This window comes from Micromonospora sp. WMMA1923 (assembly GCF_049179195.1).
GTDB classification, from domain to species: Bacteria; Actinomycetota; Actinomycetes; order Mycobacteriales; family Micromonosporaceae; genus Micromonospora; species Micromonospora yangpuensis.
This window is the reverse complement of record NZ_JBMHLZ010000001.1, coordinates 2,783,322-2,808,103: the sequence shown is the minus strand read 5'-3', so window position 1 is coordinate 2,808,103 and position 24,782 is coordinate 2,783,322. Positions and strand designations below refer to the sequence as shown.

Annotated in this window: 23 protein-coding genes and 1 pseudogene; 13 read left to right on the top strand and 11 right to left on the bottom strand. The window is 73.0% G+C overall.

The genetic code is table 11. From position 1 onward, the window contains the following. The first annotated feature begins 90 nt into the window (after window positions 1–90). Window positions 91–1,392 carry an NAD(P)/FAD-dependent oxidoreductase gene (locus ACN28G_RS12685; protein ID WP_421479180.1) on the top strand — a complete coding sequence of 434 codons (1,302 nt, stop codon included), beginning with the start codon at window positions 91–93 and terminating at the stop codon, window positions 1,390–1,392. Here the strand turns inward: ACN28G_RS12685 and ACN28G_RS12680 are convergent. From ACN28G_RS12680 to ACN28G_RS12670, 3 genes are read right to left on the bottom strand one after another with little or no spacing between them, the layout of a single operon-like run. Continuing rightward, window positions 1,363–2,508 (bottom strand): AI-2E family transporter, encoded by a 1,146-nt coding sequence (locus tag ACN28G_RS12680; RefSeq protein ID WP_091439045.1) that lies wholly within the window; start codon window positions 2,506–2,508, stop codon window positions 1,363–1,365. The genes ACN28G_RS12685 and ACN28G_RS12680 overlap by 30 nt on opposite strands. A gap of 53 nt (window positions 2,509–2,561) precedes the next feature. Beyond that, on the bottom strand, window positions 2,562–2,924 hold the full coding sequence (locus tag ACN28G_RS12675; RefSeq protein ID WP_091439042.1) for an STAS domain-containing protein: 363 nt from the start codon (window positions 2,922–2,924) through the stop codon (window positions 2,562–2,564). 48 nt (window positions 2,925–2,972) lie between these two features. After that, a complete protein-coding gene (locus ACN28G_RS12670; RefSeq protein ID WP_091439039.1) occupies window positions 2,973–3,389 on the bottom strand; it encodes an STAS domain-containing protein in 417 nt (138 codons plus the stop codon). A 181-nt stretch (window positions 3,390–3,570) separates the two neighbouring features. Between ACN28G_RS12670 and ACN28G_RS12665 the strand changes: the two genes are divergently transcribed. The 5 genes from ACN28G_RS12665 (at window position 3,571) to ACN28G_RS12645 (ending at window position 7,989) form a co-directional block, all read left to right on the top strand. Then, a complete protein-coding gene (locus ACN28G_RS12665; RefSeq protein ID WP_091446566.1) occupies window positions 3,571–5,328 on the top strand; it encodes a PP2C family protein-serine/threonine phosphatase in 1,758 nt (585 codons plus the stop codon). Window positions 5,329–5,330: 2 nt separating this feature from the next. Then, complete coding sequence (locus ACN28G_RS12660) at window positions 5,331–6,380, top strand: cobalamin B12-binding domain-containing protein (protein ID WP_091439036.1); 1,050 nt, start codon at window positions 5,331–5,333, stop codon at window positions 6,378–6,380. 86 nt (window positions 6,381–6,466) lie between these two features. After that, complete coding sequence (locus tag ACN28G_RS12655; protein ID WP_091446564.1) at window positions 6,467–6,814, top strand: STAS domain-containing protein; 348 nt, start codon at window positions 6,467–6,469, stop codon at window positions 6,812–6,814. A 69-nt stretch (window positions 6,815–6,883) separates the two neighbouring features. After that, the gene (locus ACN28G_RS12650) at window positions 6,884–7,330 is read left to right on the top strand and encodes a response regulator (protein WP_091439033.1); all 447 of its coding nucleotides are present in this window, start codon (window positions 6,884–6,886) and stop codon (window positions 7,328–7,330) included. Between the two features lie 137 nt (window positions 7,331–7,467). Continuing rightward, window positions 7,468–7,989, top strand: coding sequence for an ATPase (locus ACN28G_RS12645; RefSeq protein WP_421479179.1), 522 nt, complete (start codon window positions 7,468–7,470; stop codon window positions 7,987–7,989). 13 nt (window positions 7,990–8,002) lie between these two features. On the opposite strand, the gene ACN28G_RS12640 is transcribed toward ACN28G_RS12645, so the two are convergent. The 3 genes from ACN28G_RS12640 to ACN28G_RS12630 form a co-directional block, all read right to left on the bottom strand. Continuing rightward, on the bottom strand, window positions 8,003–8,887 hold the full coding sequence (locus ACN28G_RS12640; RefSeq protein ID WP_421479178.1) for a hypothetical protein: 885 nt from the start codon (window positions 8,885–8,887) through the stop codon (window positions 8,003–8,005). Window positions 8,888–9,162: 275 nt separating this feature from the next. Further along, window positions 9,163–9,588 (bottom strand): OsmC family protein, encoded by a 426-nt coding sequence (locus tag ACN28G_RS12635; RefSeq protein WP_091439027.1) that lies wholly within the window; start codon window positions 9,586–9,588, stop codon window positions 9,163–9,165. 70 nt (window positions 9,589–9,658) lie between these two features. Continuing rightward, a complete protein-coding gene (locus ACN28G_RS12630; protein WP_091439024.1) occupies window positions 9,659–10,594 on the bottom strand; it encodes a serine/threonine-protein kinase in 936 nt (311 codons plus the stop codon). 163 nt (window positions 10,595–10,757) lie between these two features. On the opposite strand from ACN28G_RS12630, the gene ACN28G_RS12625 reads away from it, so the two are divergent. From ACN28G_RS12625 to ACN28G_RS12615, 3 genes and pseudogenes are all read left to right on the top strand, one after another. Further along, complete coding sequence (locus ACN28G_RS12625) at window positions 10,758–11,504, top strand: response regulator transcription factor (protein ID WP_091439021.1); 747 nt, start codon at window positions 10,758–10,760, stop codon at window positions 11,502–11,504. Window positions 11,505–11,688: 184 nt separating this feature from the next. Further along, window positions 11,689–13,077 (top strand): sensor histidine kinase, encoded by a 1,389-nt coding sequence (locus ACN28G_RS12620; RefSeq protein ID WP_091446560.1) that lies wholly within the window; start codon window positions 11,689–11,691, stop codon window positions 13,075–13,077. Between the two features lie 52 nt (window positions 13,078–13,129). Next, window positions 13,130–13,411, top strand: a pseudogene (locus tag ACN28G_RS12615) (helix-turn-helix domain-containing protein); the annotation flags it as partial. A 66-nt stretch (window positions 13,412–13,477) separates the two neighbouring features. Here the strand turns inward: ACN28G_RS12615 and ACN28G_RS12610 are convergent. Beyond that, window positions 13,478–13,867 (bottom strand): VOC family protein, encoded by a 390-nt coding sequence (locus ACN28G_RS12610; RefSeq protein WP_421479177.1) that lies wholly within the window; start codon window positions 13,865–13,867, stop codon window positions 13,478–13,480. Window positions 13,868–13,979: 112 nt separating this feature from the next. Here ACN28G_RS12610 and ACN28G_RS12605 point away from each other — a divergent pair, with 112 nt between their 5' ends. From ACN28G_RS12605 to ACN28G_RS12590, 4 genes are all read left to right on the top strand, one after another. Next, complete coding sequence (locus tag ACN28G_RS12605) at window positions 13,980–14,216, top strand: hypothetical protein (RefSeq protein ID WP_139135688.1); 237 nt, start codon at window positions 13,980–13,982, stop codon at window positions 14,214–14,216. Between the two features lie 17 nt (window positions 14,217–14,233). Beyond that, entirely contained in the window at window positions 14,234–15,658 is a 1,425-nt protein-coding gene (locus tag ACN28G_RS12600) for a methyltransferase domain-containing protein (RefSeq protein WP_421479176.1), read from the top strand. Beyond that, window positions 15,651–17,753: a sulfatase-like hydrolase/transferase gene (locus ACN28G_RS12595; protein ID WP_421479175.1), complete on the top strand. Its 2,103-nt coding sequence runs from the start codon at window positions 15,651–15,653 to the stop codon at window positions 17,751–17,753. The genes ACN28G_RS12600 and ACN28G_RS12595 overlap by 8 nt, the downstream gene beginning before the upstream one ends. A gap of 316 nt (window positions 17,754–18,069) precedes the next feature. Continuing rightward, window positions 18,070–19,353, top strand: a complete 1,284-nt coding sequence (locus tag ACN28G_RS12590) for a citrate synthase (protein WP_091439006.1) — start codon at window positions 18,070–18,072, stop codon at window positions 19,351–19,353. Between the two features lie 79 nt (window positions 19,354–19,432). On the opposite strand, the gene ACN28G_RS12585 is transcribed toward ACN28G_RS12590, so the two are convergent. The 4 genes from ACN28G_RS12585 to ACN28G_RS12570 all read right to left on the bottom strand — a co-directional run bounded on the left by ACN28G_RS12585 (window position 19,433) and on the right by ACN28G_RS12570 (window position 24,697). Further along, window positions 19,433–20,137: a fasciclin domain-containing protein gene (locus ACN28G_RS12585; protein ID WP_139135687.1), complete on the bottom strand. Its 705-nt coding sequence runs from the start codon at window positions 20,135–20,137 to the stop codon at window positions 19,433–19,435. Window positions 20,138–20,216: 79 nt separating this feature from the next. Then, entirely contained in the window at window positions 20,217–22,340 is a 2,124-nt protein-coding gene (locus ACN28G_RS12580; protein ID WP_421479174.1) for a M14 family zinc carboxypeptidase, read from the bottom strand. A gap of 115 nt (window positions 22,341–22,455) precedes the next feature. Next, complete coding sequence (locus ACN28G_RS12575; protein WP_091438995.1) at window positions 22,456–23,112, bottom strand: response regulator transcription factor; 657 nt, start codon at window positions 23,110–23,112, stop codon at window positions 22,456–22,458. A gap of 187 nt (window positions 23,113–23,299) precedes the next feature. Continuing rightward, entirely contained in the window at window positions 23,300–24,697 is a 1,398-nt protein-coding gene (locus ACN28G_RS12570) for a glycosyltransferase family 4 protein (RefSeq protein ID WP_421479173.1), read from the bottom strand. Window positions 24,698–24,782 lie beyond the last annotated feature (85 nt).

Genomic DNA, 24,782 nt, shown 5'->3' with positions numbered 1-24,782 from the left:
GCCTCGCCACGTCCGGAGCGGGCCCGGTCGGTCGCCGGTCGGTCCGTCGGGTGAGGTTTGTCCGGCGGGTCGGCGGGAACGGCACCAGGTATGACGAAACCTCGTGTGGTGATCGTGGGGGCCGGTTTCGCCGGATACCACGCGGCGAAGACCCTCAGCCGGCTGGCCCGCGACCGGGCCGAGATCGTGCTGCTGAACTCGACCGACTACTTCCTCTACCTGCCGTTGCTGCCCGAGGTGGCCGCCGGGGTGGTGGAACCGAGTCGGGTCTCGGTGCCGTTGAGCGGGACCCTCGACGGGGTGCGCGTGGTCGTCGGTGAGGCCGACCGGGTCGACCTGCAGAACCGCTGGGTCGGGTTCACCCAGCCCGAGGGCGACCGGGGCCGGCTGGCGTACGACCGGTTGGTGCTCGCCATCGGCAGCGTGAACAAGCTGCTGCCCATCCCGGGGGTCACCGAGTACGCCCACGGCTTCCGGGGCCTGCCCGAGGCGCTGTACCTGCACGACCACGTGGTCCGGCAGATCGAGCTGGCCGAGCAGGCGCAGGATCCGGCCGAGCAGCAGGCCCGGGCGACGTTCGTGGTGGTCGGCGCGGGTTACACCGGTACCGAGGTGGCCGCCCACGGTCAGTTGTTCACCGACCAGTTGGCCGCCCAACGACCCCGGCTGTCGATCCGCCCCCGGTGGATGCTGCTGGATGTGGCCCCCCGGGTCCTGCCGGAGCTGGACCGGCGGATGTCGGACACCGCCGACCGGGTGCTGCGGCGTCGGGGCGTCGACGTGCGGATGGGCACCTCGGTCGCCGAGGCCACCGCCGACGGCGTGCGGCTGACCGACGGCGGGTACGTCTCGACCTGCTCGCTGGTCTGGTGCGTCGGGGTACGCCCCGATCCGTTCGTCGCCGACCTGGGACTGCGTACCGAGCGGGGCCGGCTCGTCGTCGACGAGTACCTCAACGTCCCCGGGTTCCCGGAGGTCTACGCCTGCGGGGACGCCGCCGCGGTGCCCGACCTGACCCGCCCCGGCGAGATCTGCACGATGACCGCCCAGCACGCCCAGCGGCAGGGCAAGCTCGTGGCGCACAACATCGCCGCCTCCTACGGGCAGGGGCGACGTCGGCCGTACAAGCACCACGACCTGGGCTGGGTGGTCGATCTGGGTGGCCGGGACGCGGCGGCGAACCCGTTGAAGATCTCCCTGTCCGGGCTGCCCGCCAAGGCCGTCACCCGGGGCTACCACCTGCTGGCGATGCCCGGCAACCGGGCCCGGATCGGCGCCGACTGGGTGCTCGACGCGGCCCTGCCCCGGCCGGCGGTGCAACTCGGTCTGGTGCCGGCCAACGCCGTACCGCTGGAGAGTTCCTCACCCGAGGTGCCCGCCCGTCGCCGCTGAGTCGTCGCCGACCGGCCCGGACGCGGGCTTCCCGGTGCGCCCGGACCTGCCAACGGGCTTCCCGGTGCGGCCGGACCGCAGCCAGGGCCGGGCCGGGGCGAACTCGCGGAGCAGGATCTGGACGATCCCGGCGGCCGGGATGGCCAGCAGCGCGCCGAGTACCCCGGCCAGATCGGCGGCCAGGAAGACGCTCACCAGCACGGTCAGCGGGTTCAGCCGGACCGCCCGGGACATGATCACCGGTTGCAGCAGGTGGTTCTCCACCTGTTGGTAGACCACGAAGAAGACCAGCACCACGATGCCGGCGGTGGGCGAGTGGACGAACCCGGCGCCCGCCGCGATCAGGGCGCCGAGGGTCGCCCCGACCAGCGGGATGAGGTCGGCGATCGCCACCAGCAGCGCGATCACCGCGGCGAACGGCACCCCCATCAGGACCAGGACGACAAAGGTCAGCCCGCCGCAGATCACGCTGATCAGCAGGTTGCCGGTGAGGTAGCCGGTCACGGTACGCGAGACCGCTCGCCCGACCCGTCGTAGCCGCTCACCCGGGCCGGGGCCGACCAGGTCGAGGGTGCAGCGGATCAGCCGCGGCGCCTCCAACACCATCAGGTACGCCAGCACCGTCACGCTGATCATGGCGATCACCGTCTCCGCCGCGCCGCGCAGCAGGTCCAGGGCGGGTCGGCGCAGTTGGTCGGCGTACTGGTCGATCTGGCCGGAGTGGGTGGCCACGTACCGGCTCAGATTCAGCCGGTCCAGCACCGCCCCGACCGGGCCCTGCCCCTCGCGAGCCTGGGCGAGCAGCGTCGGGGCCCGGTCGACGGCATGGGTGATCTCGTCCAACAGCGGCACGACGATCACCGCTGCCAGCGCGGTGAACACGGTGAAGGTGGCCACGAAGACCAGCAGCGTCGCCAGCGCGCGGCGTCGGACGAGTCGGCGCTCCAGGCGGTCGACCAGCGGTTTGAGGGCGGTCGCGAAGAACGCGGCGAGCACCAGCCAGCCCAGCACCCGTCGGGTGATCCAGAGCAGCGCCAGGCTGAGCAGGGTGGCCAGCACCAGCCCGATGACGATCATCGCCCGGTGGGCGGTGCGTCGACCGTCGGTCTCGCTCATCCCGCGCGGCTACCCGGGCGGGCCGACCGGAAACCCGGATCGGGCCGGGGCGCTCAGCCGACCGCGCGGTCCCCGTCGGTGATGCCGTGGTGTGTCACGTCGCTGTGCTGCACGGCCAGCAGCTCGGCCAGACCGGTGCGGTCCAGCAGTTGCTGGAGCTGCGGGCTCATCCCGGTCAGCCGGATCGCGCCGGAGCCGCCACGGTGCATCACCAGGAAGGCACTCAACCCGGAGGAATCGCAGAGAGTGACCCCGGTCAGGTCGACCAGCAGCTCCTGGTGACCCTCCCGGCGCAGCTCGGCACCGACGGCGATGAGCTCCGGCGCGGTGTCGAAATCCAGCTCTCCGGCCAGCCGCAGCCGGGCGCGCCCGGCGTCCAGCCGGGTCACCTCGATGGACAGCAGTTGCGGCGGCATGCCCCCAGTCTGGCAGCCGTTCGCGACGGGGGCACCCCGAGGGGGTGCCTACGCGGAGGCAGCCGGTGGTGACGGTGCCCGGCCGGCCGTCGGCGACCGGTACCCGCCGGAGGCGGCCAGGGGGCGGGCGAGTAGGCCGGTGACGCCGGTCATGTCCAGGATCGTGGTCAGGAACCGGGGCGTGGAACGCAGCTGGATGGCGGTGCCACCCTGCTGGCCCTCCCGCCAGGCGTGCACGATCACCGACAGGCCGGTGCTGTCGATGAAGAGCAGCTCGCCGAAGTCCAGCACGATGGCGGGTGGGTGGTCGACGAGCATCCGGTCGATCTCGACCCGCAGCGGCCCGGCCGTGGCGAACGCGAGGTCGCCGCTGACCCGGATCAGGGGTGCGTTCGGATCCGTCCGGTCGACAACGAGACCCAGGGGTGTCGCCTCCGGCTTCCGCCCAGGGAGTACCAAGATCACGCCTTTCCGCGGGGGTGGCTGCCGGAATCGTAACAATCACGCGGTGGATCCGCAGATTATGACCGGGACGGCGTACCCGGGTGGCGGTGTCGGCAGACCGGCGTAGGGTGACGAGGAAGGACTGGATCACACCCGCCGCCGGCGGGGTGCGGGGTGTCGACAAGGAGTGAGGCTCAAGCTGGTGGCTGGCGCCGACGTTCGGGGTGGAGTTCCCGGCGACGGACGGAGTACCCCGCCGAGCGCCGCACGGGCCTCGGCGAGGCCCGTCGACGCCGGGATCCGCTCTGCGTTGGCCCCCCTGGCACCCGACCGCAGTCACGCCGCGCCCGACTGGTCCGAGGTCGTCGAGCACTTCCGCGAGGGCCTGATCGTCTGCGACGCCGAGGGTGTGGTGCGTCACCTCAGCCCGGTAGCCGAGCGACTGCTTCCCGAGGTCGTCGTCGGTGCGCCGCTCACCGCGGCGGGCCTGGACGGGCTGGCCCCGGACTCGACCACCGGCGACGTCACCCACCACGGTCGTCGGCTGCGGGTCCGCCGGGTCGCGCTGTCCGCCGCCCGCTGCTGCTGGTACGTCGAGGACGTGACCGAGAGCGTCAGCCGGGCCGACGCGTTGCTGGCCGAGCGGGCCCGGTCGGCCTTCCTGGCGGTGGTGGGGGAGAAGCTCGGCAACCCGTTGCATCCGGACCGGGCGGCGGCGGCGGTGGTCCGCCTCGCCGTGCCCACCCTGGCCGAGGTCGCCGTGTTGGTGCTCGCCCCACGTTCCGGCCGGAGCCGTTGGTGGCGGGCCTCGCGGGTCGACGACGAGGCGCCGGCGGTCGACACCGGGGTACTGACCGTCGTCGACCTGCCGCCGGCGATCGCGGCCGGCCTCGCCGGCACCGAGCCGCACTCGGTGGACTGGCTCGTCGAGCAGGCCGTGGAGGCGGGTTGGCTGCCGGGCCTGAGCGCGGCGCAGACCAGCGCCCGGGTGGTGTCGCTGCCCGGCCGGGAGGCCCCGGCGGGAGTGCTGCTGGTGGCCCGACGCGCGAGCCGGTGGTACGACGACGCCGACCTGGAGTTGGTGCGGGCCTTCGCCGCCCGCGCCGGCGCGACCCTGACCACCGCGGTGCTCTACCGCGAGCAGGCCGAGGTGGCCGACACCCTGCAGGCCAGCCTGGTGCCGGTGGAGCCGGCGGAGACAAGCGGCGTGCAGTGGGGAACGGCCTACCGACCGGCCCAGGCGGGCCTGCGGATCGGCGGCGACTTCTACGGCTCGCACCGGCTGGCCGACGGCGGTTCGGTGTTCTTCCTCGGTGACGTCTCCGGCAAGGGGGTGGAGGCGGCGGTCTTCACCGGTCAGCTGCGGCAGTGCCTCCAGGCCCTGCACCGGGTCGAGTCCCAGCCGGCGCGGCTGCTGGGTCTGCTCAACGACGCGTTGCTGGAGACCACCCAGGCGCACGGTCAGGGCCGGTTCGCCACCATGATCCTCGGGGTGGCCCGGCCGCAGCGCGACGGCAGCCTGATCCTGACCATGGCCGGTGGAGGCCATCTGCCGCCCCTGGTGCTGCGCAACGCGGGCGCCGTCGAGGTCGTGAAGCTCAGCGGGATGCTGATCGGTGTGGTGCCCGATCCCCGCCTCGGCGAGGTGACGGTCCGGCTGGCCCCCGGCGAGACCTGCCTGCTCTACAGCGACGGGGTGACCGAGGCGCGGGGCGGTCGCCGTGGCGACGAGCAGTTCGGCACCGACCGGCTGCTCAACGCGCTCCTGGGGTGTCAACGGATGCCGGCGCCGGCACTGGCTGAGCGGCTCGAGCAGGTGACCTGCGACTGGCTCGCCCAGGGCGACCACGACGACATCGCGGTGCTTGCCCTGCGCGCGGTCGGGCCGACCTCCCGACCGGCCCGTCATCTGCACGCCGTGCCCACCGCCGGGCCCCACCCCGAGGCGAGGGGGCGCTGAGCATGGTCGCCCCCGTGACCCACGCCGGCCCGGCCGCGGCCTACCCGGAATACCTGGACTGTCTCGCCGAGGCCGACGAGTACGCCGCGACCGACGTGGCGCTGGCCCTGCTGGAGTCCGGGGTGCCCGCCGAGCGGGTGTTGCTTGACCTGGTGGCACCGGCACAGGTCGAGGTGGGCGAGCGGTGGGCCCGCAACCAGTGGAGCGTCGCCGAGGAGCACGCCGCCACCCACATCAGCGAGCGGGTGGTCGCCGCCGTGGTGGCGTACGCCGATCCCCGGCCGACCCGGGAACGGATCGTGGTGGCGTGCATGGACGGGGAGTGGCACGCGCTGCCGCCCCGGCTGGTCGCCGAGGTGCTGCGGCTGCGGGGGTGGCAGGTCACCTTCCTGGGTGCCAGCGTCCCGGCCGCGCACCTGGTGTCGTACCTGCACCGCCACGACGCACACGCGGTCGCGCTGGCCTGCGCGTTGCCGATGCGGCTGCCGTACGCCCACCGCATGATCGAGGCGTGCCGCCGCTCGGACGTGCCGGTGGTGGTCGGCGGTCGGGGGTTCGGCGTGGACGGCCGCTGGGCCGGCCGGCTCGGGGTGAACTGGGCCCCGGACGCCCCTGCCGCCGCCGAACTGGTGGCCGACGAGCGGGCGTTACGTCGGATGCTCACCGCCGAGCTGCCCCACCTTGCCGACGACGAGTACGCCAGCCTGGTCAGACGCCGGGGTGAGTTGATCGACAGCGGGTTGGCCGACCTGTACGAGCGGGCGCCGCGGACCCGGGACTACAGCCCCACCCAGCTCGACTCCACCGTCAGCGACCTCGGTTACATCGTGGACTTCCTGGCCGCGGCGGTCTATGTGGACGACGGGTCGCTGTTCACCGATTTCATCGACTGGCTGCTGGTGATCCTGACCAGCCGGGGCGTGCCACCCGCGGCGCTGGGGCTCACCGTGGATCATTATGGACAACAGTTGCGGGACTTCCCGCGGGCCGCGGGTTATCTCGGTGCCGCGGCGGCGCGGGTGCCCGGCGGGCTCGACGCGCGGCGTCGCTGACGCCCGGCCGGTCGGGTTGGCGCGGCGGCCTGCTTATACTTGCTCCACTGCAAGCATCAGCCTGTGGTGGAGTGAAGGGGACCACGTTGACGTTCACCGTCACGTACGCGCCCTGGGCGCCCGGCGCGATGCGGCTGCGCCTGGGCGGCGAACTTGACCTGAGCACGGTCGGCCAACTCCACACCGTACTTGACCGGCTGCTCGACGACGGGGCGCGTCACTTCCTCGTGGACCTCACCGACCTGGTCTTCTGTGACTCCACCGGGATGGCGGCCTTCGTCCGGGGGGACAACCGGGCGGAGCGCGACGGGGGCTGGTTGCGGCTGACCGGTGCCTCCGGCCGGGTGGAACGGGTCCTGCGGGTGACCGGCCTGTGGGAGGTCCTGCGGTACGACCCGGAGCGGGTCGACCCGATGTCACAGGCCGCTTCCTGATGGGCTACATTTCCCCGCCAGCGTGGTGACCGTCCGGTCCCCGTTTCCGCCGAGATGAGGCAGGTAGTCATGGGCGTAGGTACCCCGAGCCCGGTTCGCATCCTGGTGGTGGACGACGACCCCGGCGACGTTCTGATGATCGAGGAGGCCCTCGCCGACTCCGACGTCGACAAGGTCATCGACGTGGTCAGCGACGGGCAGGAGGCGATGGAGTTCCTGCGTCGCGAGGGCCGGCACAGCGGTGCCGCCCGGCCGGACGTCATCCTGCTCGACCTCAACATGCCCCGGATGGACGGGCGGCAGGTGCTCGGCGAGGTGAAGCAGGACGAGGACCTGCGGACCATTCCGATCGTCGTGCTCACCACCTCCAACGCCGACACCGACATCGTCGGCAGTTACACCCTGCAGGCCAACGCGTACGTCACCAAGCCGATCGACCTTGACGACTTCAACGACGTGGTGCGGCGTATCGACGAGTTCTTCGGCCGGGTCGTGGTGCTGCCCAAGCGCGTCTGATCCGGGGTTCGTGCCGGTTCGTCCCCGGCCCCCGCTCGAATGCTGAGCATTTTTCCCGAACGCCCCCGGCTCCGGCGGCGGTGCGTCGAGGATCGGCAGGTGGGGGAAGAGACACCAGCTGCCTGGGGGGCGACAGAATGAGGTTCTCCGTCGTTGCGAACGGCTACGACCAGGGTCAGGTGGATTCCTGTCTGACCGAGCTGAGCGTGGGGTTGACCCGGCTGGCGGCGCGGGCCGAGGGCGTCGTACCCGGCCGGGACGCCGACCAGATCCGACAGGAGGCGGTCCGGCTCCGTACCCTGGTGGATCGGCGGGTGGCGGCGGCCGGCCGGCCCGGTCGGGAGCCGGCGGACCTGGAGCGCCGGGCCGCCGAGGTCTTCGCCCAGGCCCGCATCGAGCTGGACGCGGCCCGCGAGGAGGCCCGCCAGCTACGGGAACGGGCGTACGCCGAGGCGGTACGGGCCCGCCGCGAGTTCGAGGCGGCCCTACAGGCCCGGCGTCGACGTGCCGACCAGGTGGACGAACTCCTCAGCGACGTGACGGTGGAGGCGGTGCCGGTCGACCAGCCCACCGCTGCGGCCGGTGGCGTGCCGGCCACCCGGGCCGCCGCAGGCGCGGTGGAACCGCCGCCCGGACCACAGGACGCCCGGGTGCGGTGACCGGCCGGCCGGGTCAGGTAAGCGCGCTGACCACCGTGGTGGCCCGCTGCTCGTGCTGGGCGTAGGCGTCCGGGTAGGCCGAGATCTGGACGGCCTGGGCCGCCCCGGTGATGCTCAGGTTCTCCCAGCCGGGAACCTCGCGCAGCGCCTCGTAGAACAGCCGGGCGGCGTGCGCCGGCTGCATCAGCTCGCGGACGGTGCCCCAGCCGCTGCTGGGCCGCTGCTGGAAGAGGCCCACCGAGTCGTGGTCCGAGCCGCTGCCCTGGTTGGTGTAGCTGTGTGACTCGGGGAGTACGTCGCTGGCCAGGTTGTGCAGATTGCTCTCCTGCATGGCGGTGGCCACCGCCACGACCATCGCCCGGCGCGGCATCTTCAGGTCGGCGCCGACGTCGACGATCACCTTGGCGTTGTCCATCTGCCGCTGGGACAGTCCGGCGACCGGGCGGGGACGCGGCGGCGTGGTCGGCTTCGGCTTCGGGGTCGCCTTGGGCTTCGGCTTCGCGGCCGGTTTCGTCGGGCTCGGCACCGTGGAGACGGTCGGGCTGGGGGAGAGGGGCGGGCTGGGTGAGAGCGGGTCGGGCAGGGCGCTGCGTTCCAGGTCCCGCGAGGCGCGTCGGTCGGCCTCGGCGGCCCGGTCGACGAGCGCCTCGCGGACCGCCCGGTCGGTGCCCTCGGCGTCGGGCCGGCTGACCGCGAAGGCGGTGACGCCGAGGCAGCAGCACACACCGGTGGCGAGGGCGACCCGGAACGGGGCCGAGGTGACCAGCGCGGCACCGCGCCAGCGGCGTGCCGGCGTACGATGCCGGCCGATCGTCCTTTCGGTGGATAAGCTTTCGGTCGAATGGTCAGTGGACCGCGACCCGGCCTGGTTCTGCTCGAAGGGATCAATGGGGTGCACCCGCCGAGGCTAGAAAGCCTGGCACCGATTGCCATCGGCCAGGTTGGTGGCATGCGCCACAATTTGGCCGGATCTCGTGCTCGATTGCCGGCAGATGGCCGCAAAACGGATCTCAATCCGATGTCACCTATGTCGGATAAACCCGAATTGCAGGGATCAACGCCGCGAAAGGCCGGTATGGGGTGGCGGCTCCACGGGTGTCCGGCGGACTCCACCGTTCGGAGGAGGACGACCGGTCCGGACGGGCCCCCAGGAGCCCGTCGGTCGGGAGCGGCTCAGCGGCGTCCGTTCTCGGCCCGGGAAACCCTGAGCCGGTGCCGGCTGCCGTCGGCACTGGAGAACGGCCAGAGCCGGTCGGCGTGTTCCACCAATTCGGCCAGCTGCTGCGGGCTCAACCCGGTCGAGGCGATGGTGGCGTGCACGTCGGCCCGGTACCGGCCGTCGTCGTCGCGGCCGAGCCGCGCCTCGGCCCGTACCTGGACGGTGTGGGCCTCGTCGGTGATCCCGCCGGCCGCCTCCACCGCCGCGTGGTGCAGGCAGGAGGCGAAGGCGGCGGCCAGTAGTTGCTCCGGGGTCAGCCCGGTGCAGTGCGGCGCCAACGGGGACGCCAGCGCGGTCGACAGTTCGCCGTCGTCGGTGCGTACGTGCCCGCCCTCGGCGGTGGCGGTGGCGGTGTGCAACCAGGAACTCGGCTCCGGCATCGCGCTCCTCCCGTCCCTCCCGCGCCGGCTACCCGCCCCCCACCTGCTGAAACTCCGCAGGAGGGGCTGGTCAGTGCTGGTGCGTCGGGTCGGTGAGCACGGCCGCCTGGGTGGCCTCGGTGGCGGCCCGTTCGGTCCACGGCGACATCCGCGGCGCCGGTGGTGTCAGCTGCAGCATCGGCACGTACACCCGGGCGTCGACCGCCTCGGCCAGCAGCAACGCGGCCATCAGGCTGGTCGGTCGGGTGGCCGGATCGTCGGCCAGGCAGTCCTGGCACAGCGCGGCCACCTCCGGCGGCAGCCCGGCGATCTCCGGCAGCGGCTCCGGTGGGTGCCGGCGGCGCTCGCCGATCAACTGGGTGGCGGTGGCGGCAGCGTACGGCAGCCGTCCGGTGAGGCTGTAGTAGAGCAGCACCCCCACGCCGTACATGTCGGCGGCCGGGGTGACCGGGCACCTGTCGAACTGCTCCGGGGCGAGGTAGGCCGGAGTGCCCACGACCATCCCCTCCGGGCTGGCGTCGGGTTTGCCGACGGCGGTGGCGATGCCGAAGTCGAGCACCTTCACCCCGGCCGGGGTGAGCATCACGTTGGCCGGCTTGACGTCGCGGTGCACGATGCCGTGCGCGTGCGCGGCGGCCAGCGCCGCGCACACCTCGGCGCAGACCCGTACCGCGATCCGCCAGTCCAGCGGCCCGGCACGCAGGTGCGCGGCGAGCGTCTCACCCTCGGCCAGTTCCATGACGATGTACGGCACGGTGCGCCCGCCCAGCGTCGAGGACATCCCGAAGTCGTGCACGCTGGCCACGTTGGGGTGGACCAACCGGGCCGCCGAGCGCGCCTCGGTGCGGATCTGCTCCACCTGCCGGCCGTCGTCGGCCCTGGCCGGCGACATCAGCTTCACCGCGACCGGTCGGTCCAGCACGGTGTCGTGGGCCTGCCACACCTCCGACATGCCACCGATGCCGATGCGCTGATCGAGGCGGTACCGCCCGTCCAGCGTCCTCATCGACGTTCCTCCTCGTCCCGTTACCGCGTCGAGGGGCGACCCGGTACCACCGGACGCGGTACCCGGGCCGCCAGCAGGGCAAACCGCCCCCAGCCGGTACCGCACAGCTGGTACACAGGAAGAGCAGAGGTCCGACACAGTCACTTCGCCCACGATGAGGCACATGGTCATGAACTGGCAGGTCGAGCAGGGCCGGATCGAGTTGAGCCGCCCGGACGGTACGCCGGTGCGGGTGTTGGTGGTCGACGACGAGTCGACCCTGACCGACCTGCTGTCGATGGCGTTGCGCTACGAGGGCTGGCAGGTGCGCAGCGCGGGTGACGGCACGACGGCGTTGAGCGCCGCCCGCCAGTTCCAGCCCGACGTGGTGGTGCTCGACGTGATGCTGCCCGACCTGGACGGCTTCCAGGTGCTGCGCCGGCTGCGGGCACAGACCCCGACGGTGCCGGTGCTCTTCCTGACCGCCCGCGACGCGGTGGAGGAACGCATCGCCGGGCTGACCGTCGGAGGCGACGACTACGTCACCAAGCCGTTCAGTCTGGAGGAGGTGATCGCCCGGCTCCGGGCGTTGCTGCGCCGCTCCGGCCTCGCCGTCGCCGCCCGGCCCGACGCGGTGCTGACCGTCGGCGACCTCAGCCTGGACGAGGACAGCCACGAGGTACGCCGCAGCGGCCAGTTGGTCACCCTCACCGCCACCGAGTTCGAGCTGCTGCGCTACCTGATGCGCAACCCGCGCCGGGTGCTGAGCAAGGCGCAGATCCTCGACCGGGTGTGGAACTACGACTTCGGCGGCCAGGCCAACGTGGTCGAGCTCTACATCTCGTACCTGCGCAAGAAGATCGACGCGGGCCGCAAACCGATGATCCACACGTTGCGCGGCGCCGGGTATGTCCTCAAGCCCGCCGACTGAGCCCCCCACCGATCCGCCGGCTGGGCCCCCCACCGAGCCCTCGGCTGGGCCCCCCACCGAGCCCTCGGTGGGGCCCCCAGCGGATCCGCCGGTGAGCGGGGTACCCCTCTCTACCAAAGGCGTTAACAGGGGGCCCTTCCTTTCCACGGTGTCGTTGCGGGCTCGGTTGGTGGCCACCGTGGTGATGCTGCTGGCGCTGGTGAGCGTCGGTATCGGGGCGATCACCACGGTGGCGCTGCGGCAGGTGCTGATTGCTCAGATCGACGAACAACTGGCGCCGGAAGGGCGGTGGCCGGCCGGGCGGGAACCCCAGCCGCCCGGCTGGCGGTGGGACCAGCTGCGGATCCCGCCCGGATTCCCGCCCGGCACCGTGGTGGTCCACGTCTCGGCCGACCGGGTGGTGGGGGCGGCCACGCTCGACCGGGACCGTACCGAGCAGGCGGTGCCGGTCGCCGAGCTGTCCGCCCTGGTCGACCTGCCGACCGACGGGCGCCCCCGCAGCCGGCACCTGGGCGAGCTGGGTGACTACCGGGTGGTCGCCCGCCCGCTGCCCGACGGCGACGTACGCGCCTTCGGGGTGCCCCTGGCCGGGATGCAGGAGACCGTCAGGTCGATCGTGGTCGCCCAGGTCGGGCTGGTCTGCCTGGGGCTGTTGATCGCCGGCAGCGTCGGGGCGTTGATCGTGCGGGCCACCCTGCGGCCGCTGCGCCGGGTGGCGGCCACCGCGAGCCGCGTCACCGAGCTGCCGTTGGACCGGGGGGAGGTGGCGCTGTCGGTGCGGGTACCGGCGGCCGACACCGATGCGCGCACCGAGGTCGGCCAGGTCGGTGCCGCGCTCAACCGGATGCTCGGACACGTCGCCGCCGCGCTCGCCGCCCGGCAGGCCAGCGAGACCCGGGTACGCCAGTTCGTCGCCGACGCCAGCCACGAGCTGCGTACCCCCCTCGCGGCGATCCGCGGGTACGCGGAACTGGCCCGACGGGGCCGGGACCAGGTGCCGCCCGACGTGGCGCACGCGCTGCGCCGGGTCGAGTCGGAAAGCACCCGGATGACCCGTCTCGTCGACGACCTGCTGCTGCTGGCCCGGCTCGACTCCGGCCGCCCGCTGGCGACCGAGCCGGTCGACCTGAGCGCCCTGGTCGTCGACGCGGTCAGCGACGCGCACGTCGCCGGCGGCGGGCACCGCTGGCAGCTCGACCTGCCCGACGAGGCGGTGACGGTGCGCGGCGACGCCGCCCGGCTGCACCAGGTGGTGGCGAACCTGCTCGCCAACGCCCGGGTGCACACCCCGCCCGGCACCACGGTCGTCACCCGGCTCCACCCGGCGCCCGGTGCGGTGTGGCTCAGCGTCACCGACGACGGGCCGGGTGTCCCGCCGGAGCTGCAGCCCGAGGTCTTCGAGCGGTTCGCCCGGGGCGACAGCTCCCGCTCCCGGGCCCACGGCAGCACCGGCCTCGGCCTGGCCATCGTAGCCGCGGTGGTGGAGGCCCACCACGGCACGGTCGAGGTGACCAGCCGGCCGGGTCACACCGAGTTCCGGGTACGTCTGCCCGAGCCCACCGCCACCGCGTAGCGGCGGTGCGGCCGGACCGGCAGCGCGTGTGCCGAGGGTGGTCCGTGGCTCAGCGGGGTCCGCCCGGCTGGCCAGGGGTGCCAGCGTGACCGCGACCGCCGCCGAGGTGGGGCTCGGTCCGCGACTCCTGCGCCGCCGGTGTCAGGCGTGGTTCGGGTACGGCCCGAAGACCCTCGCCCGGATCCTGCGGATGCGCCGGGCCCTGGCCCTGGCCCGGTGCGGCACCCCGTTGGCCGAGGTGGCGGCCCGCAGCGGGTACGCCGACCAGGCCCAACTGACCCGGGACGTGCGCGACCTTGCCGGCCTGCCACCCCAGGCCCTGCTCAACCCCTGACAGCGCGGTGTGGGGAGATCTGTTGTCGTCCTGGCGACCACAGATCTCCCCAGAGTCGGGTGGAGGTCAGGGGGTGGGCAGGGCAGCGAAGAGGTCGACCGGGGTGCCGGTGGGGTCGCGCAGGACGGCGTAGCGCTGGCCCCAGTGGGCGTCCCAGGGCGGCAGGTGCCCGTCGTAGCCGGCGGCGGTCAGCTCGGCGTACCACCGGTCCACCTCGGCCGGGCTGTCGCAGCGGAAGGCCAGGCTGGCCCCGCCGCCCGGGGCCCAGTCGGGATCGAACGACCGGATTACCTCCGGCGTGTCCCAGGCCAGTCGCAGGCCGTTGGCCAGGGTGACCTCCACGTGCGGTTCGGTCTCCGCGCCGGCCGGGATGTCCAGGCCGAGGCGCCGGTAGAAGTCCAGAGTGCGGGCCATGTCGGTGGCCACCGTGCCGACCAGGTCGAGTCGAGGCGTCATGGCTTCGAGGCTAGGTGCCCGGGTCGCCGGTGGTCTTGAACGAAACGGACCGGGGTCAGGTCAGCGGTGTCGCCCCCGGCGGCCGAACCTTCGCGTACGGTGTCAAAGAGACATGACCTTCACCAAAACGGAAAATCTGCTCACGTTGGTGGAGTGGCGGGCGTCGGCGCGACGCAACGGCGAGGGAAGGGAGCGGCCGGTGATCGACCTGGCCTACCTGGATGCGGGTTCCGGCAGCCTGATCGTGCAGGCGGTGGTTGGTGGGGCCGCCGGTGTGGCGGTGGCGACCAAGCTCTACTGGCGACGACTGGTCGCCCGGTTCCGCCGGCAGCGCACCGACCAGAACTGAGCCGGGCGGCACCGCCGATGGCGATCTCCGAACCCCTGGCCCGCATAGAGCCCGCGTCCTTCCGTGACCCCGGCAACCAGGTCTTCCACGCCGGCGCTCAGGTGCTGCGTGGGCTGGACGCCCAGTCGGCGCGGCACTGGCACGCGCTGGCCGCCACCGACTTCTTCCCGACCCTGCTGGCCGAGGGCAAGGTCTGCGGCACCGAGGCCGTCGACCCGACCCGGGTGCCGGACGGCCACCGGTGGGCGGCGGTGCTGCGGCACGAGCGCATCCCGTTCGTCTCCCACCCGTACGAGTGGTCGTCGGCCATGCTGCGCGACGCCGCGCTGCTGCACCTGGAGATCCTGCTACGCGCGCTGCCGGCGGGTTTCACCACCAAGGACGGCTCGGCCTACAACCTCCAGTTCCAGGGGGCCGGGCCGGTCTTCATCGACGTCGGCTCCTTCGAGCCGGTCCGCGACGGTGAGCCCTGGGCCGGGTACCGGCAGTTCTGCCAGACCCTGCTCTACCCGCTGCTGCTCACCGCCCACCTCGGGTGGGACTTCCGGCCCCTGCTGCGCGCCCAGGTCGACGGCGTCGAGCCGGAGCAGATGCGTCGGCTGTTCACCGGCACCCGTCGGCTGCTGCCGGGCGTGCCGACCCACGTGCACCTGCACGGCGCGATGCAGGCCCGCAACGCCGCGTCGAGCACCAGCGACGTCCGGGCCCAGCTGCGCGCCGCCGGCTACTCCCGGGACCTGGCGCTGGCCACCGTGCGCGGCCTGCAGCGACTGGTCCGCCGGCTCGACCGCCCGCCGACGGCCAGCCACTGGGCGCACTACCAGCGCACCTGCGGCTACACCGACGCCGACCGGGCCGGCAAGGAACGCTTCGTCGAGACGGCGCTGACCGCCGCCGGCCGGCCCCGGCTGGTGCTCGACCTGGGCGCCAACGACGGCCGGTACGCCCGGGTCGCCGCCCGGCACGCCGACTACGTGGTCGCCGTCGAGCAGGACCCCGAGGTCGTCGACACCCTCTACCGGGCGCTGCGCGCCGACGACGAGCGGCGGATCCTGCCGCTGGTGATGGACCTGGCCGACCCCTCGCCCGGCGGCGGCTGGCGGGGCGTGGAACGGGCCGGCTTCGCCGCGCGGGCCGCCGCGGACGTCGTGCTCGCCCTGGCCGTGGTGCACCACCTGGCGCTCGGGCGCAACGTCCCGCTGCCGGCGGTGCTCGACTGGCTCGCCGACTGTTGCGCCCCGGGTGGTCGGCTGGTGGTGGAGTTCGTCCACCCCGGTGACCCGATGGCCCGTCGGTTGCTGGCCAACAAACCCGACGGGCTCTTCCCCGACTACCGACGGGAAACCTTCGAGGCGCTGCTGACCAGCCGTTTCCGCCTCGAACGGCAGCTCGACCTGCCCTCGGGCACCCGGACCCTGTACCAGGTGGCCGTGGGTGGCTGAGCCGGTCGTCGCGGCTGAGCCGTCAGCGGTCGACGCACCCGCGTCGGCGCCCGCACCGGCCCGGTGGCGGGCCGAGCTGCGTCGCCTGCTGGAGGTGGTGGCCCTGGTCGGGCTGGTGGTCACCCAGCCGCTGCTGGACGTGCTGGGGCGTAGCCCGGACTTCTTCCTCTTCCACGGGGCCACCGCCGCCGACGTGGCGGCCCTGGTGGCCCTGATCGCCCTGCTGCCGACCGTCGCGGTGGCAGTGCTGGGCGGGGTGAGCCGGCTGGCCGGCCGGCGGGTCCGCGCGGCGGTGCACACCCTGCTGGTCGCCCTGCTGGTGGCCGCGCTGGCCGTCCAGGTCGGCCGGCACCTCACCGGGCTGCGGGGCGTACCGCTGCTGGCCGCCGCGGTCGGCGTGGGCATCCTTTGCGGGTACGTCCACCGCCGCTTCGCCGCACCGGGTCGGGTGCTGCGGGTGGCCGCGGTCGGGCCGCTGGTCTTCGTCACGCTCTTCGCGCTCGTCTCGCCCACCTCGGCGGTGCTGCTGCCGCGCGGCCCCGGCGGGGCGGCCGGGGTGGGTCACGGCACCGGACCCCGGCCACCGGTGGTGCTGCTGATCCTGGACGAGTTCCCGCTGGTGTCGCTGCTCGGCCCGGACGGGCGGATCGACGCCGCCCGGTATCCGCACTTCGCCGAGCTGGCCCAGGGCTCGACCTGGTACCGCGCGGCCAGCGGGGTCAGCGGCTGGACGCCGTACGCGCTGCCGGCGATGCTCACCGGGCGGTACCCGGCCGAGCCGGTCGCGCCGCACTACTCGCAGTACCCGGACAACCTCTTCACCGCCCTCGGCGACTTCTACGACATCCGCGCCCAGGAGAGCATCACCCGGCTCTGCCCGCCCAGCCGGTGTGAGCAGCCGGTCCGTCCGGAGCAGGGGCTCGGGGTGCTGGTCCGGGAGAGCGTCGGGCTGCTCGGCCGGATCGCCTCCCCGGTGGAGAGCCGGGTCGACCCGGAGGACTCGTACCGGGAGCCGACCCGGGCCGCGGTCGACCTGGACGCGGCCGAGGCGGTGCCGGCGGACCCCCGGTTCCGCTGGGACAAGCTCAACGACAGCCAGCCGGCCCGGTTCACCGACTTCCTGGCCGGTCTGCGCCCCACCGACCGGCCAACCCTGCACTTCCTGCACCTGCTGATGCCGCACTCGCCGTGGGTGTACCTGCCGTCGGGCGCCCGCTACGAGGCACCCGAGGACCTGCCCAACGACGGCACGGGCTGGGTGGACCTGGCCCGGCGACGGCACCTGGCCCAGCTCGGCTACACCGACCGGCTGATCGGCGAGACGCTGCGTACCCTGCGTGAGCGGGGACTCTACGACCAGGCCCTGCTGGTGGTCACCGCCGACCACGGGGTGAGTTTCACCGCCGGGGCGCAGGGCCGGGGGATGGGCGCGATCGAGGCCGAGCCGGGGCAGGTCGCCGGGGTGCCGCTGTTCGTCAAGGAACCCGGCCAGCGGGCCGGTCGGGTCGACGACCGCAACTGGCAGCACGTGGACCTGTTGCCGACCATCGCCGACGAGGTCCGGATCCGGATCCCCTGGCAGGTCGACGGCCGCTCCGCCCGGCAGGAGCCCCGCGCGCAGGCCGAGAAGAGCTTCTACGACCGCCCCGCCCAGCCGGTGACCATCCCCGGCGGCGTGCCGAAACCGCCACCCGAGCCGGCCGTCCATCCGCTGGTCGGCACCACCGTCGGCGACCGGCCGACCGGTACCACCGTCGGCGACCGGCCGACCGGTACCACCGTCGGCGACCGGCCGACCGAGGGCACCGCCCGGGTGGACCGGTTGGCCGCCTTCGACGCGGTAGACCCGGACACCGGCGCGTTGCCGGCCCTGGTCACCGGGACCGTGCCCGCCTCGGTGCCGGACGGCACCCTGCTCGCGGTGGCCGTCAACGGCCGGATCGGCGCGGTCGTCCCGGTCGTGCCGCCGGACCTGCGGGGACGCCGGTTCGCCGCCTTCGTCACCGACGACCGGTTCTTCCGGCCCGGTGCCAACCGGCTGGACATCTACCGGGTGGCCGCGGACGGCGCGCTGCGCCGTCTCGCCCTGTCCTGAGCGGCCCATCGGCTGACCGTCCGGCGGGCCCGCCCACCGGCTGACCGTCCGGCCCCCCGGGCCGCTCACCGACTCGTACCGCCCGCCCCCGGGGCCGCCGTGCGCGGCGCCGGAGGTTTTCCGGCCGCAGACCGGGTACCCGAGGGCTTTCGCGTCCGCCCAGCTCCGGCGGGCACAGGTTTCCCGATCCTACCGGTCGGGAATCGGGTGACGCATACCTCACCCGCAATCCACGCCGAGCGGTATCTCCACCACCGCGTTTACGGTAAAAGCGAAGGCAATTCAACGTAGATCTGCCGGCGAAGCGAGGAACCACATGACGGAAGTCAAGCTCGATCACCCCGGTGGGCAGCTGTCGATGCCGGTGCAGAGCGCGGTCGAGGGCCCCCCGGGTGTCGGGGTGAGCAAGCTGCTGAAGGAAACCGGTCTGGTCACCTACGACCCCGGTTTCGTCAACACCGCATCCTGCTCCTCCGCGATCACCTACATCGACGGTGACGCGGGCATCCTGCGGTACCGGGGTTACCCGATCGACCAACTGGCCGAGAAGTCCTCCTTCCTGGAGGTCTCGTACCTGCTCATCTACGGCGAGCTGCCCAGCGAGACGCAGCTCGCCGAGTTCAGCCAGCGCATCCAGCGGCACTCGCTGCTGCACGAGGAGATGCGTCGCTTCTTCGACGGCTTCCCCCGCGACGCGCACCCGATGGCCGTGCTCTCCTCGGCGGTCAGCGCGATCTCCACCTTCTACCAGGACAGCCTGGACCCGTTCGACGCCGAGCACGTGGAGATGTCCACGGTCCGGCTGATGGCCAAGGTCCCGACGATCGCCTCGTACGCCTACAAGAAGTCGATCGGGCAGCCGCTGCTGTACCCGGAGAACTCCCTGGGCTACGTGGAGAACTTCCTGCGGATGACCTTCGGCGTGCCGGCGGAGCCCTTCGAGGTCGACCCGGTGATGGCCAAGGTGCTGGACATGCTGTTCATCCTGCACGCCGACCACGAGCAGAACTGCTCCACGTCGACCGTGCGGCTGGTCGGCTCCAGCAACGCCAACCTGTTCGCCTCGGTCTCGGCCGGGGTGAACGCGCTGTTCGGGCCGTTGCACGGCGGGGCGAACCAGGCCGTGCTGGAGATGCTGGAGAAGATCCAGGCCTCCGGCGGCGACGTCCAGTCCTTCGTCCGCAAGGTCAAGGACAAGGAGGAGGGCGTCAAGCTGATGGGCTTCGGCCACCGGGTCTACAAGAACTACGACCCGCGGGCCGCCATCGTCAAGAAGGCCGCCCAGGACGTGCTCGGCCGGATGAACAAGCCGGACCCGCTGCTGGACATCGCGATGCAGCTGGAGGAGATCGCGCTCGCCGACGACTTCTTCGTGTCCCGCCGGCTCTACCCGAACGTGGACTTCTACACCGGTCTGATCTACAAGGCGATGGGCTTCCCGACGAAGATGTTCACCGTGCTGTTCGCCCTGGGCCGGCTGCCCGGCTGGATCGCACAGTACCGCGAGATGCTCGGTGACCCGGAGACCAAGATCGGCCGTCCGCGTCAGCTCTACACCGGCGCCCCCGAGCGGGACTACGTACCCGCCACGCAGCGCTGACCACCCGGCCACCGCTGGGCCGTACGGCCGCCGTCCCGGAGCGCGGGGCGGCGGCCGTACGCTGTCGACGGGCCGGACCTCAGTGGTGGTGTTCCTCCTCGTGGGCGGTGTCCGGCAGGTTACCCAGCACCGCGTCGACGACGTGGATGCGGGCCCCGGCGGCCCGGTAGTCGGCGCAGACCGTCTCCGCCCGGTCGGCCACCCGGGCCCCGGCCCCGGCGGCGGTGACCGTGAGGGTGCTGCCGGTCAGGGTGGTCACGGTGCCGGCGGTGGCCAGTTCGGCCGCCGAGTGCGCGCCGGTGACCACGTGCTCCCGCAGCAGGTCGCGAAGCGTGTCGGTCTTCTTGAGCAGCAACTCGTCCACGTTGTCGGTGGAGAACTTGGCGCGGAAGGCGTCGTCGGTCGGGGCGAGGATGGTCACGCCTCCGGCGGGTGCCAACTCGGCGGCCAGCCCGGTGGCCCGCACCGCCGCCTCGAAGGTGGTGAGCACCGGGATCCAGGTGAGCGCCTGGTCGGGGGTCTGTCCCGCCAGCGAGTTCGGGTTGCCCGGTTCGGTGCCCGAAGGCAGCGCGTCGCAGAGCGGACCGGCGACCGCGACGGGGACGGTCTGCGCCGGGCCTTGGGCCGGCTCCGGCCCGGTCGAGCCGGTACACCCGGTGAGGGCGATCAGCATGGCCAGCGTCGCCCCGGTCAGCACCCGCCGCCGGCGGACGATCCCGGACCCGGTCGCGGGCCACCCCAGTGGCGACGTCGGCCGTAGCCGCGCGGTTACGGTGTCGGACACGGTCTTCTCCACTCACGAGGGGGTACCGGCAGGCCGGCGCGGGGCCGACCTGCCGGTACGGCGGATCGGGGTCAGTGGCTCACAGGCGCGAGCACTGCGCGGACTTCGGACCCGACACCGCGTTGGCGACCTCCAGGTTGACCGGCGGTACGGCGTTGCCGGTGCAGCTCAGCGGGCCGTTGACGGTGTTGCCGGCCAGCAGCGGCGCGCTGCCGGCGTTGTTGACCACGTCGACCGGGCCGCTGACCCGGGTGCCGACCACGGAGACCGGGCCCCGGGTGCCGACGACCCGGACCGGGCCGTTGACGGTGCTGCCGGTCAGGAAGACCCCGGCGGCGCCGGTGGCGTCGACCGGACCGTTGATCGAGGTGCCGGTGACGATCAGGACCGCACCCGGCTGGACCCGGACGGGGCCCCGCAGGGCGGCGCCGTCGACGCAGGTCACGCCGGTGACCGTCAGCGGGCCGTTGCGGGTGCCGGTCAGGTTCGGGTTGACCCGCTCCCCGGCGACCAGGCCCTCGACGGCCTGCCCGTCGAGCAGCAGCGGCACCAGTCCCCGCTCCGGCTGGGTCAGCGGCACCAGGTACTCGTCGCCGACCTTGACGACCTGCCAGCCGTGCGCGGCGAGCCGCTGCGCCACGGTGGTACGACCGCCCTCCGGCCCGTCGGTACGCGCCCCGAGGTACTGCTCCTCGGTCAACCGGTACGCGCAGGGCGCCTGCTCGAGGATCCGCTCCGGGGTGGGGGCGTCCAGCGGCGGCGGGTTCTCACCCGGGTGCGGGGCCGGGTAGGCCTCGATCGGGCGGGAGCCCCGGAAGACGATCCGGCCGGCGTTGGCGGCCTGGGAGGTGATCGCCTCCGCCCGCGCCGTGGTGATCTTCGTCAGGTTGGCGTTGTGGTAGGTCAGGAACTGGTGGAACGTCCAGAGCGCCGAGTACGTCTTGCGCCGGCGGTTGTTGGCCGTGTTGCCCTCGTCGGGCCGGGTCGGGCCACCGGAGCTGCGCAGCTCCAGCAGCGAGTTGACCACGTTCTTCAGCCCCAGGGTGTTGCGCAGGATGGTCTCCTCACCCAGCCCCACGTTGGCCCCGGTGCAGCCGTACGGGCAGGCCCACCAGCCGTCCTTGGCCCCCTCGGTGTACATGTGGCCCTCGATCATGTGCTGCGACTCGTCGAAGATGCCCTTGGCCACGTTCTGGTGGCGTGGCGGCAGCATCGGCAGGTCACCGGTGTTGGAGTTGCCGTACTCGTGGCCGTCGTAGCCGGCGATCGGCCGGTAGTCGCGGACCATCTCGACGAAGGCCCGGGTCTCCGGCTGGCGGATCAGCGAGTAGTCCCGGTTCAGGTCCTGACCGGTGGAGTTGCCACGGCTGTTGGCCGCGCGTCCGTCGCCGTTGAGGGTGGGCACGATCAGCATGGTGGTCTTGGACAGCCGGTCGAGGGTGGCGGCGTCGTCGGTGAAGGCGAGCTGCCGGGCCATGATCAGGCAGGCCTCGCGGTCACCGGGCTCGTTGCCGTGCACGTTGCAGTTGACCATCAGCGGGTTCGTCGCGGCCACCGCCGCCGGGGTGGCCGGCGGGGTGGGGTAGCCGATGACGAACATGTTGATCGGCCGGTTGCCGATGGTGCGGCCGATCTCCACGACCCGGACCCGGTCGCTGAGCGCGTCGAGCGCCGCGGTGTAGGCGTACTCGTCGACGTCGCTGGTGTACTGCGCGCCGAGGGTGTTCTCCCACTGGGTGCGCAGGTTCTGGCCGGGGGTGTCCGGTGCGCCCCAGTGGGCGCGGGTGGTGTCGGCCACCGGGGCCGAGTACGGCTGCGGGTCGGTGCCGACGCGGGCCCGCACCCGCCACTGCCACCGGGTGCCGGGGGCGAAACCGGCGTCGGCGAAGGTCGGCGAGGTGTTGTTGATCTGACGGTTCGGACGCCAGACGCCGGAGATCACCGCCGGGCCGGCGGCGGTGCCGTCGGCGGCCAGCGGGGTGCGTTCGATCTGGTAGTCGCTGGCGCCGGCGAGCGCGGTCCAGGACAACGTCGCGTACCCGTCGCCCTGCACGACCGTGAGGCCCTGAACCTGGTTCGGCTCCGCCTGCTGCCAGGCGGCGAGCGCCGGGCCGCCCTGGGCCTGGGCGGGCACCGCCGTGGCCGCGAGGGTGGCGGCGAGCAGCGCGGAGAAGACACCGGCCGTGGTCCGTCTGTATCTCATGGAACTCCAAACAGGAGGGGTGGCTGGGGTACCGACAGCACACCGCCCGCCGACCCGGCCCACGCCGTTGGCCTGCGATTCTTGAGGATCCCCTGAGATTTGCGCGGCGGCGGCGTCAGCCGGCGCGTAACCGGTAGCCCACCCCGCGCACGGTCTCCACCAGACCGACGGTGTCGAGCTTGCCGCGCAGGGCGGCGACGTGGACGTCGAGGGTGTGACTGGTGGCCCAGGTGGTCTGCCAGACGTCCAGTTGCAGCCGGTCGCGGGGCACCACCGTGCCGGCCTGCCGGGCCAGGGCCAGCAGCAGGTCGAACTCCTTGCGGGCCAGGCCGACCTCCCGGTCGGCCACCCAGACCCGCCGGGCGTCGACGTCGATGCGCAGGCTGCCGACCTGCAGGGCGTTCGTCGGCCGGGGGGTGCGCGCCGCCCGGCGCATCACCGCCTCGATGCGGGCCTGCAACTCCACCATCGAGTACGGCTTCACCACGTAGTCGTCGGCGCCGGCGCGTAGCCCGGCCACCCGGTCGCGTTCCTCGGCGCGGGCGGTGACCGCGATGATGGCCACTCCCTCGTCGTGCTGGCGCAGCCGCCGGCACACCTCGATGCCGTCGCGGTCGGGCAGGGTGAGGTCGAGCAGGACGAGGTCGACCGGACCCGCCTGGACCGCCTCCGCCGCCGTCATGGCCTGGACGACCTCGTATCCCCGGCGGCGCAGTGCGGCGGAGAGGGCCGACGCCACGCGCAGGTCGTCTTCTACCAGAAGCACCCGCAATCGTGTCTCTCCTCGGACCGGCCCGCCGTGATCCCTGCGAGTCTGTCCGACGGAGACCGGCTCCGAACAGTGCAAACGGAAGATCGTGACCGCAACATAACCTGGCCGACACGCGTGCGCCCACCGGCCGGTGCAGCCCTGTCGTCCGCGATCCCCCGGGGTCGTGCCGCGGGGGATCGCGGACGGATCAGCGCAGGCCGGCGGCGGCGAGCAGGTTGCCCTCGGGCACCGCGACGGCCGACCGGCCACGCGTCATCCGGGCCTCGGCGCGGGCGGCGGTGAACGCCGCGGACTGCGCGATCGCGGTGGCGTAGCTGGTCGCGGTCCGCTGCGCGATGGCCGACCAGCCGTACTGCTCGTGCACCATCCGGCGGGCCCGGCGGGCCAGGGTGCGGGACCGCTCGGTGTCCGAGAGCAGGGCGTGCACCGCCTCGACCAGCCCGTCGGGGTCCTGCGGGGCGAACGTCATCCCGGTGACACCGGGTTCGACGATCTCGGCCAGCCCACCGGTGGCGGCCACGGCCAGCGGCGCCCCGGCGGCGGCCCCCTCCAGGGCCACCATGCCGAACGGCTCGTAGATGCTCGGCACCGCGAAGCAGTCCGAGGCGGCCATCAACGCCGGCAGGTCGGTGCCGCCGAGGAAGCCCGGCATGGTGACCGCGCCGCCCAGACCCAGCCGGTGCACCTCGGCCTCCAGGGCCGGCTTGTACGGCCCGTCCCCGGCGATGACCACCCGCAGCCCCGGGTGGCGTTCGCGCAGCCGGGGCAGCCCGGCGACCAGGTGCTGCACGCCCTTCTCGTAGACCAGGCGACCGGCGAAGGTCACCAGTGGACCGTCACCGGCGAACCGGGTCCGCGCCGAGGTGACCGCCGAGGTCGGCACCCGCCAGCGGTGCGGCTCGACGCCGTTGGGCACCACGTCGACCCGGTCGGTGCCCACCCCGAACAGCGCGCCCACCTCGTCGCGCATGTACCCGGAGCAGACGATCACCCGGTTCGACTCGCCGCTGAGCCACTGCTCGACGCCGTGGATGGTGCGGTTCATCTCCTCGGGCAGCCAGCCCTGGTGCCGGCCGGCCTCGGTGGCGTGGATCGTGCTCACCAGGGGGATGTCCAGGTGGTCGCGCAGCGTCATCGCGGTGTGCGCGACGAGCCAGTCGTGGGCGTGGATGACGTCGTAGCTGTCGGCTTCGGTGGCGCGCAGGGCGGCCCGGGTCAGGGTGTGGTTGAAGGCCATCGTCCAGGCCAGCAGGCTGTCGGTGGCCAGTGGGAAGGTGACCGGGTCCTCGGCGGCGCGCACGATGCGTACCCCGTCGGCGTACTCCTCGATGGGCGCGCCCTCGGTGTGCCGGGTGACCACGGTGACGTCGTGCCCGGCGGCGACCAGCGCGATGGACAGCGCGTGCACGTGTCGGCCGAGACCACCGACGAGGACCGGCGGGTACTCCCAGGAGAGCATCAGGATGCGGCGCTTGCGGGGCCCCGCGCCGGACGCGGCGGGGGGCTGGGTGCGGGAGGTCAGGGTGGGCCGGCAGGACCGGTCCACGGCGTGTGCGAGGTGCTCGCCGACCCGCAAGGTCGTCACATTGTCTCCATCCGAGGGCATGGTGGCACGCGCCGTCATCGTCGACGGCGGAACAGGAAGTGGTGGGGTGTGCGGTGGGGTCGAT

What these genes read in the sequence shown, in the direction of transcription:
- ACN28G_RS12645 (WP_421479179.1), top strand. Translation starts at nt 7,468, where the DNA reads ATGAGGTTCTCCGTCGTTGCGAACGGCTACGACCAGGGTCAGGTGGAT.
- ACN28G_RS12590 (WP_091439006.1), top strand. Translation starts at nt 18,070, where the DNA reads ATGACGGAAGTCAAGCTCGATCACCCCGGTGGGCAGCTGTCGATGCCG.
- ACN28G_RS12660 (WP_091439036.1), top strand. Translation starts at nt 5,331, where the DNA reads ATGGTCGCCCCCGTGACCCACGCCGGCCCGGCCGCGGCCTACCCGGAA.
- ACN28G_RS12675 (WP_091439042.1), bottom strand. Translation starts at nt 2,924, where the DNA reads ATGCCGCCGCAACTGCTGTCCATCGAGGTGACCCGGCTGGACGCCGGG.
- ACN28G_RS12685 (WP_421479180.1), top strand. Translation starts at nt 91, where the DNA reads ATGACGAAACCTCGTGTGGTGATCGTGGGGGCCGGTTTCGCCGGATAC.
- ACN28G_RS12635 (WP_091439027.1), bottom strand. Translation starts at nt 9,588, where the DNA reads ATGCCGGAGCCGAGTTCCTGGTTGCACACCGCCACCGCCACCGCCGAG.
- ACN28G_RS12650 (WP_091439033.1), top strand. Translation starts at nt 6,884, where the DNA reads ATGGGCGTAGGTACCCCGAGCCCGGTTCGCATCCTGGTGGTGGACGAC.
- ACN28G_RS12680 (WP_091439045.1), bottom strand. Translation starts at nt 2,508, where the DNA reads ATGAGCGAGACCGACGGTCGACGCACCGCCCACCGGGCGATGATCGTC.
- ACN28G_RS12630 (WP_091439024.1), bottom strand. Translation starts at nt 10,594, where the DNA reads ATGAGGACGCTGGACGGGCGGTACCGCCTCGATCAGCGCATCGGCATC.
- ACN28G_RS12580 (WP_421479174.1), bottom strand. Translation starts at nt 22,340, where the DNA reads ATGAGATACAGACGGACCACGGCCGGTGTCTTCTCCGCGCTGCTCGCC.
- ACN28G_RS12605 (WP_139135688.1), top strand. Translation starts at nt 13,980, where the DNA reads ATGACCTTCACCAAAACGGAAAATCTGCTCACGTTGGTGGAGTGGCGG.
- ACN28G_RS12610 (WP_421479177.1), bottom strand. Translation starts at nt 13,867, where the DNA reads ATGACGCCTCGACTCGACCTGGTCGGCACGGTGGCCACCGACATGGCC.
- ACN28G_RS12625 (WP_091439021.1), top strand. Translation starts at nt 10,758, where the DNA reads ATGGTCATGAACTGGCAGGTCGAGCAGGGCCGGATCGAGTTGAGCCGC.
- ACN28G_RS12600 (WP_421479176.1), top strand. Translation starts at nt 14,234, where the DNA reads ATGGCGATCTCCGAACCCCTGGCCCGCATAGAGCCCGCGTCCTTCCGT.
- ACN28G_RS12620 (WP_091446560.1), top strand. Translation starts at nt 11,689, where the DNA reads ATGCTGCTGGCGCTGGTGAGCGTCGGTATCGGGGCGATCACCACGGTG.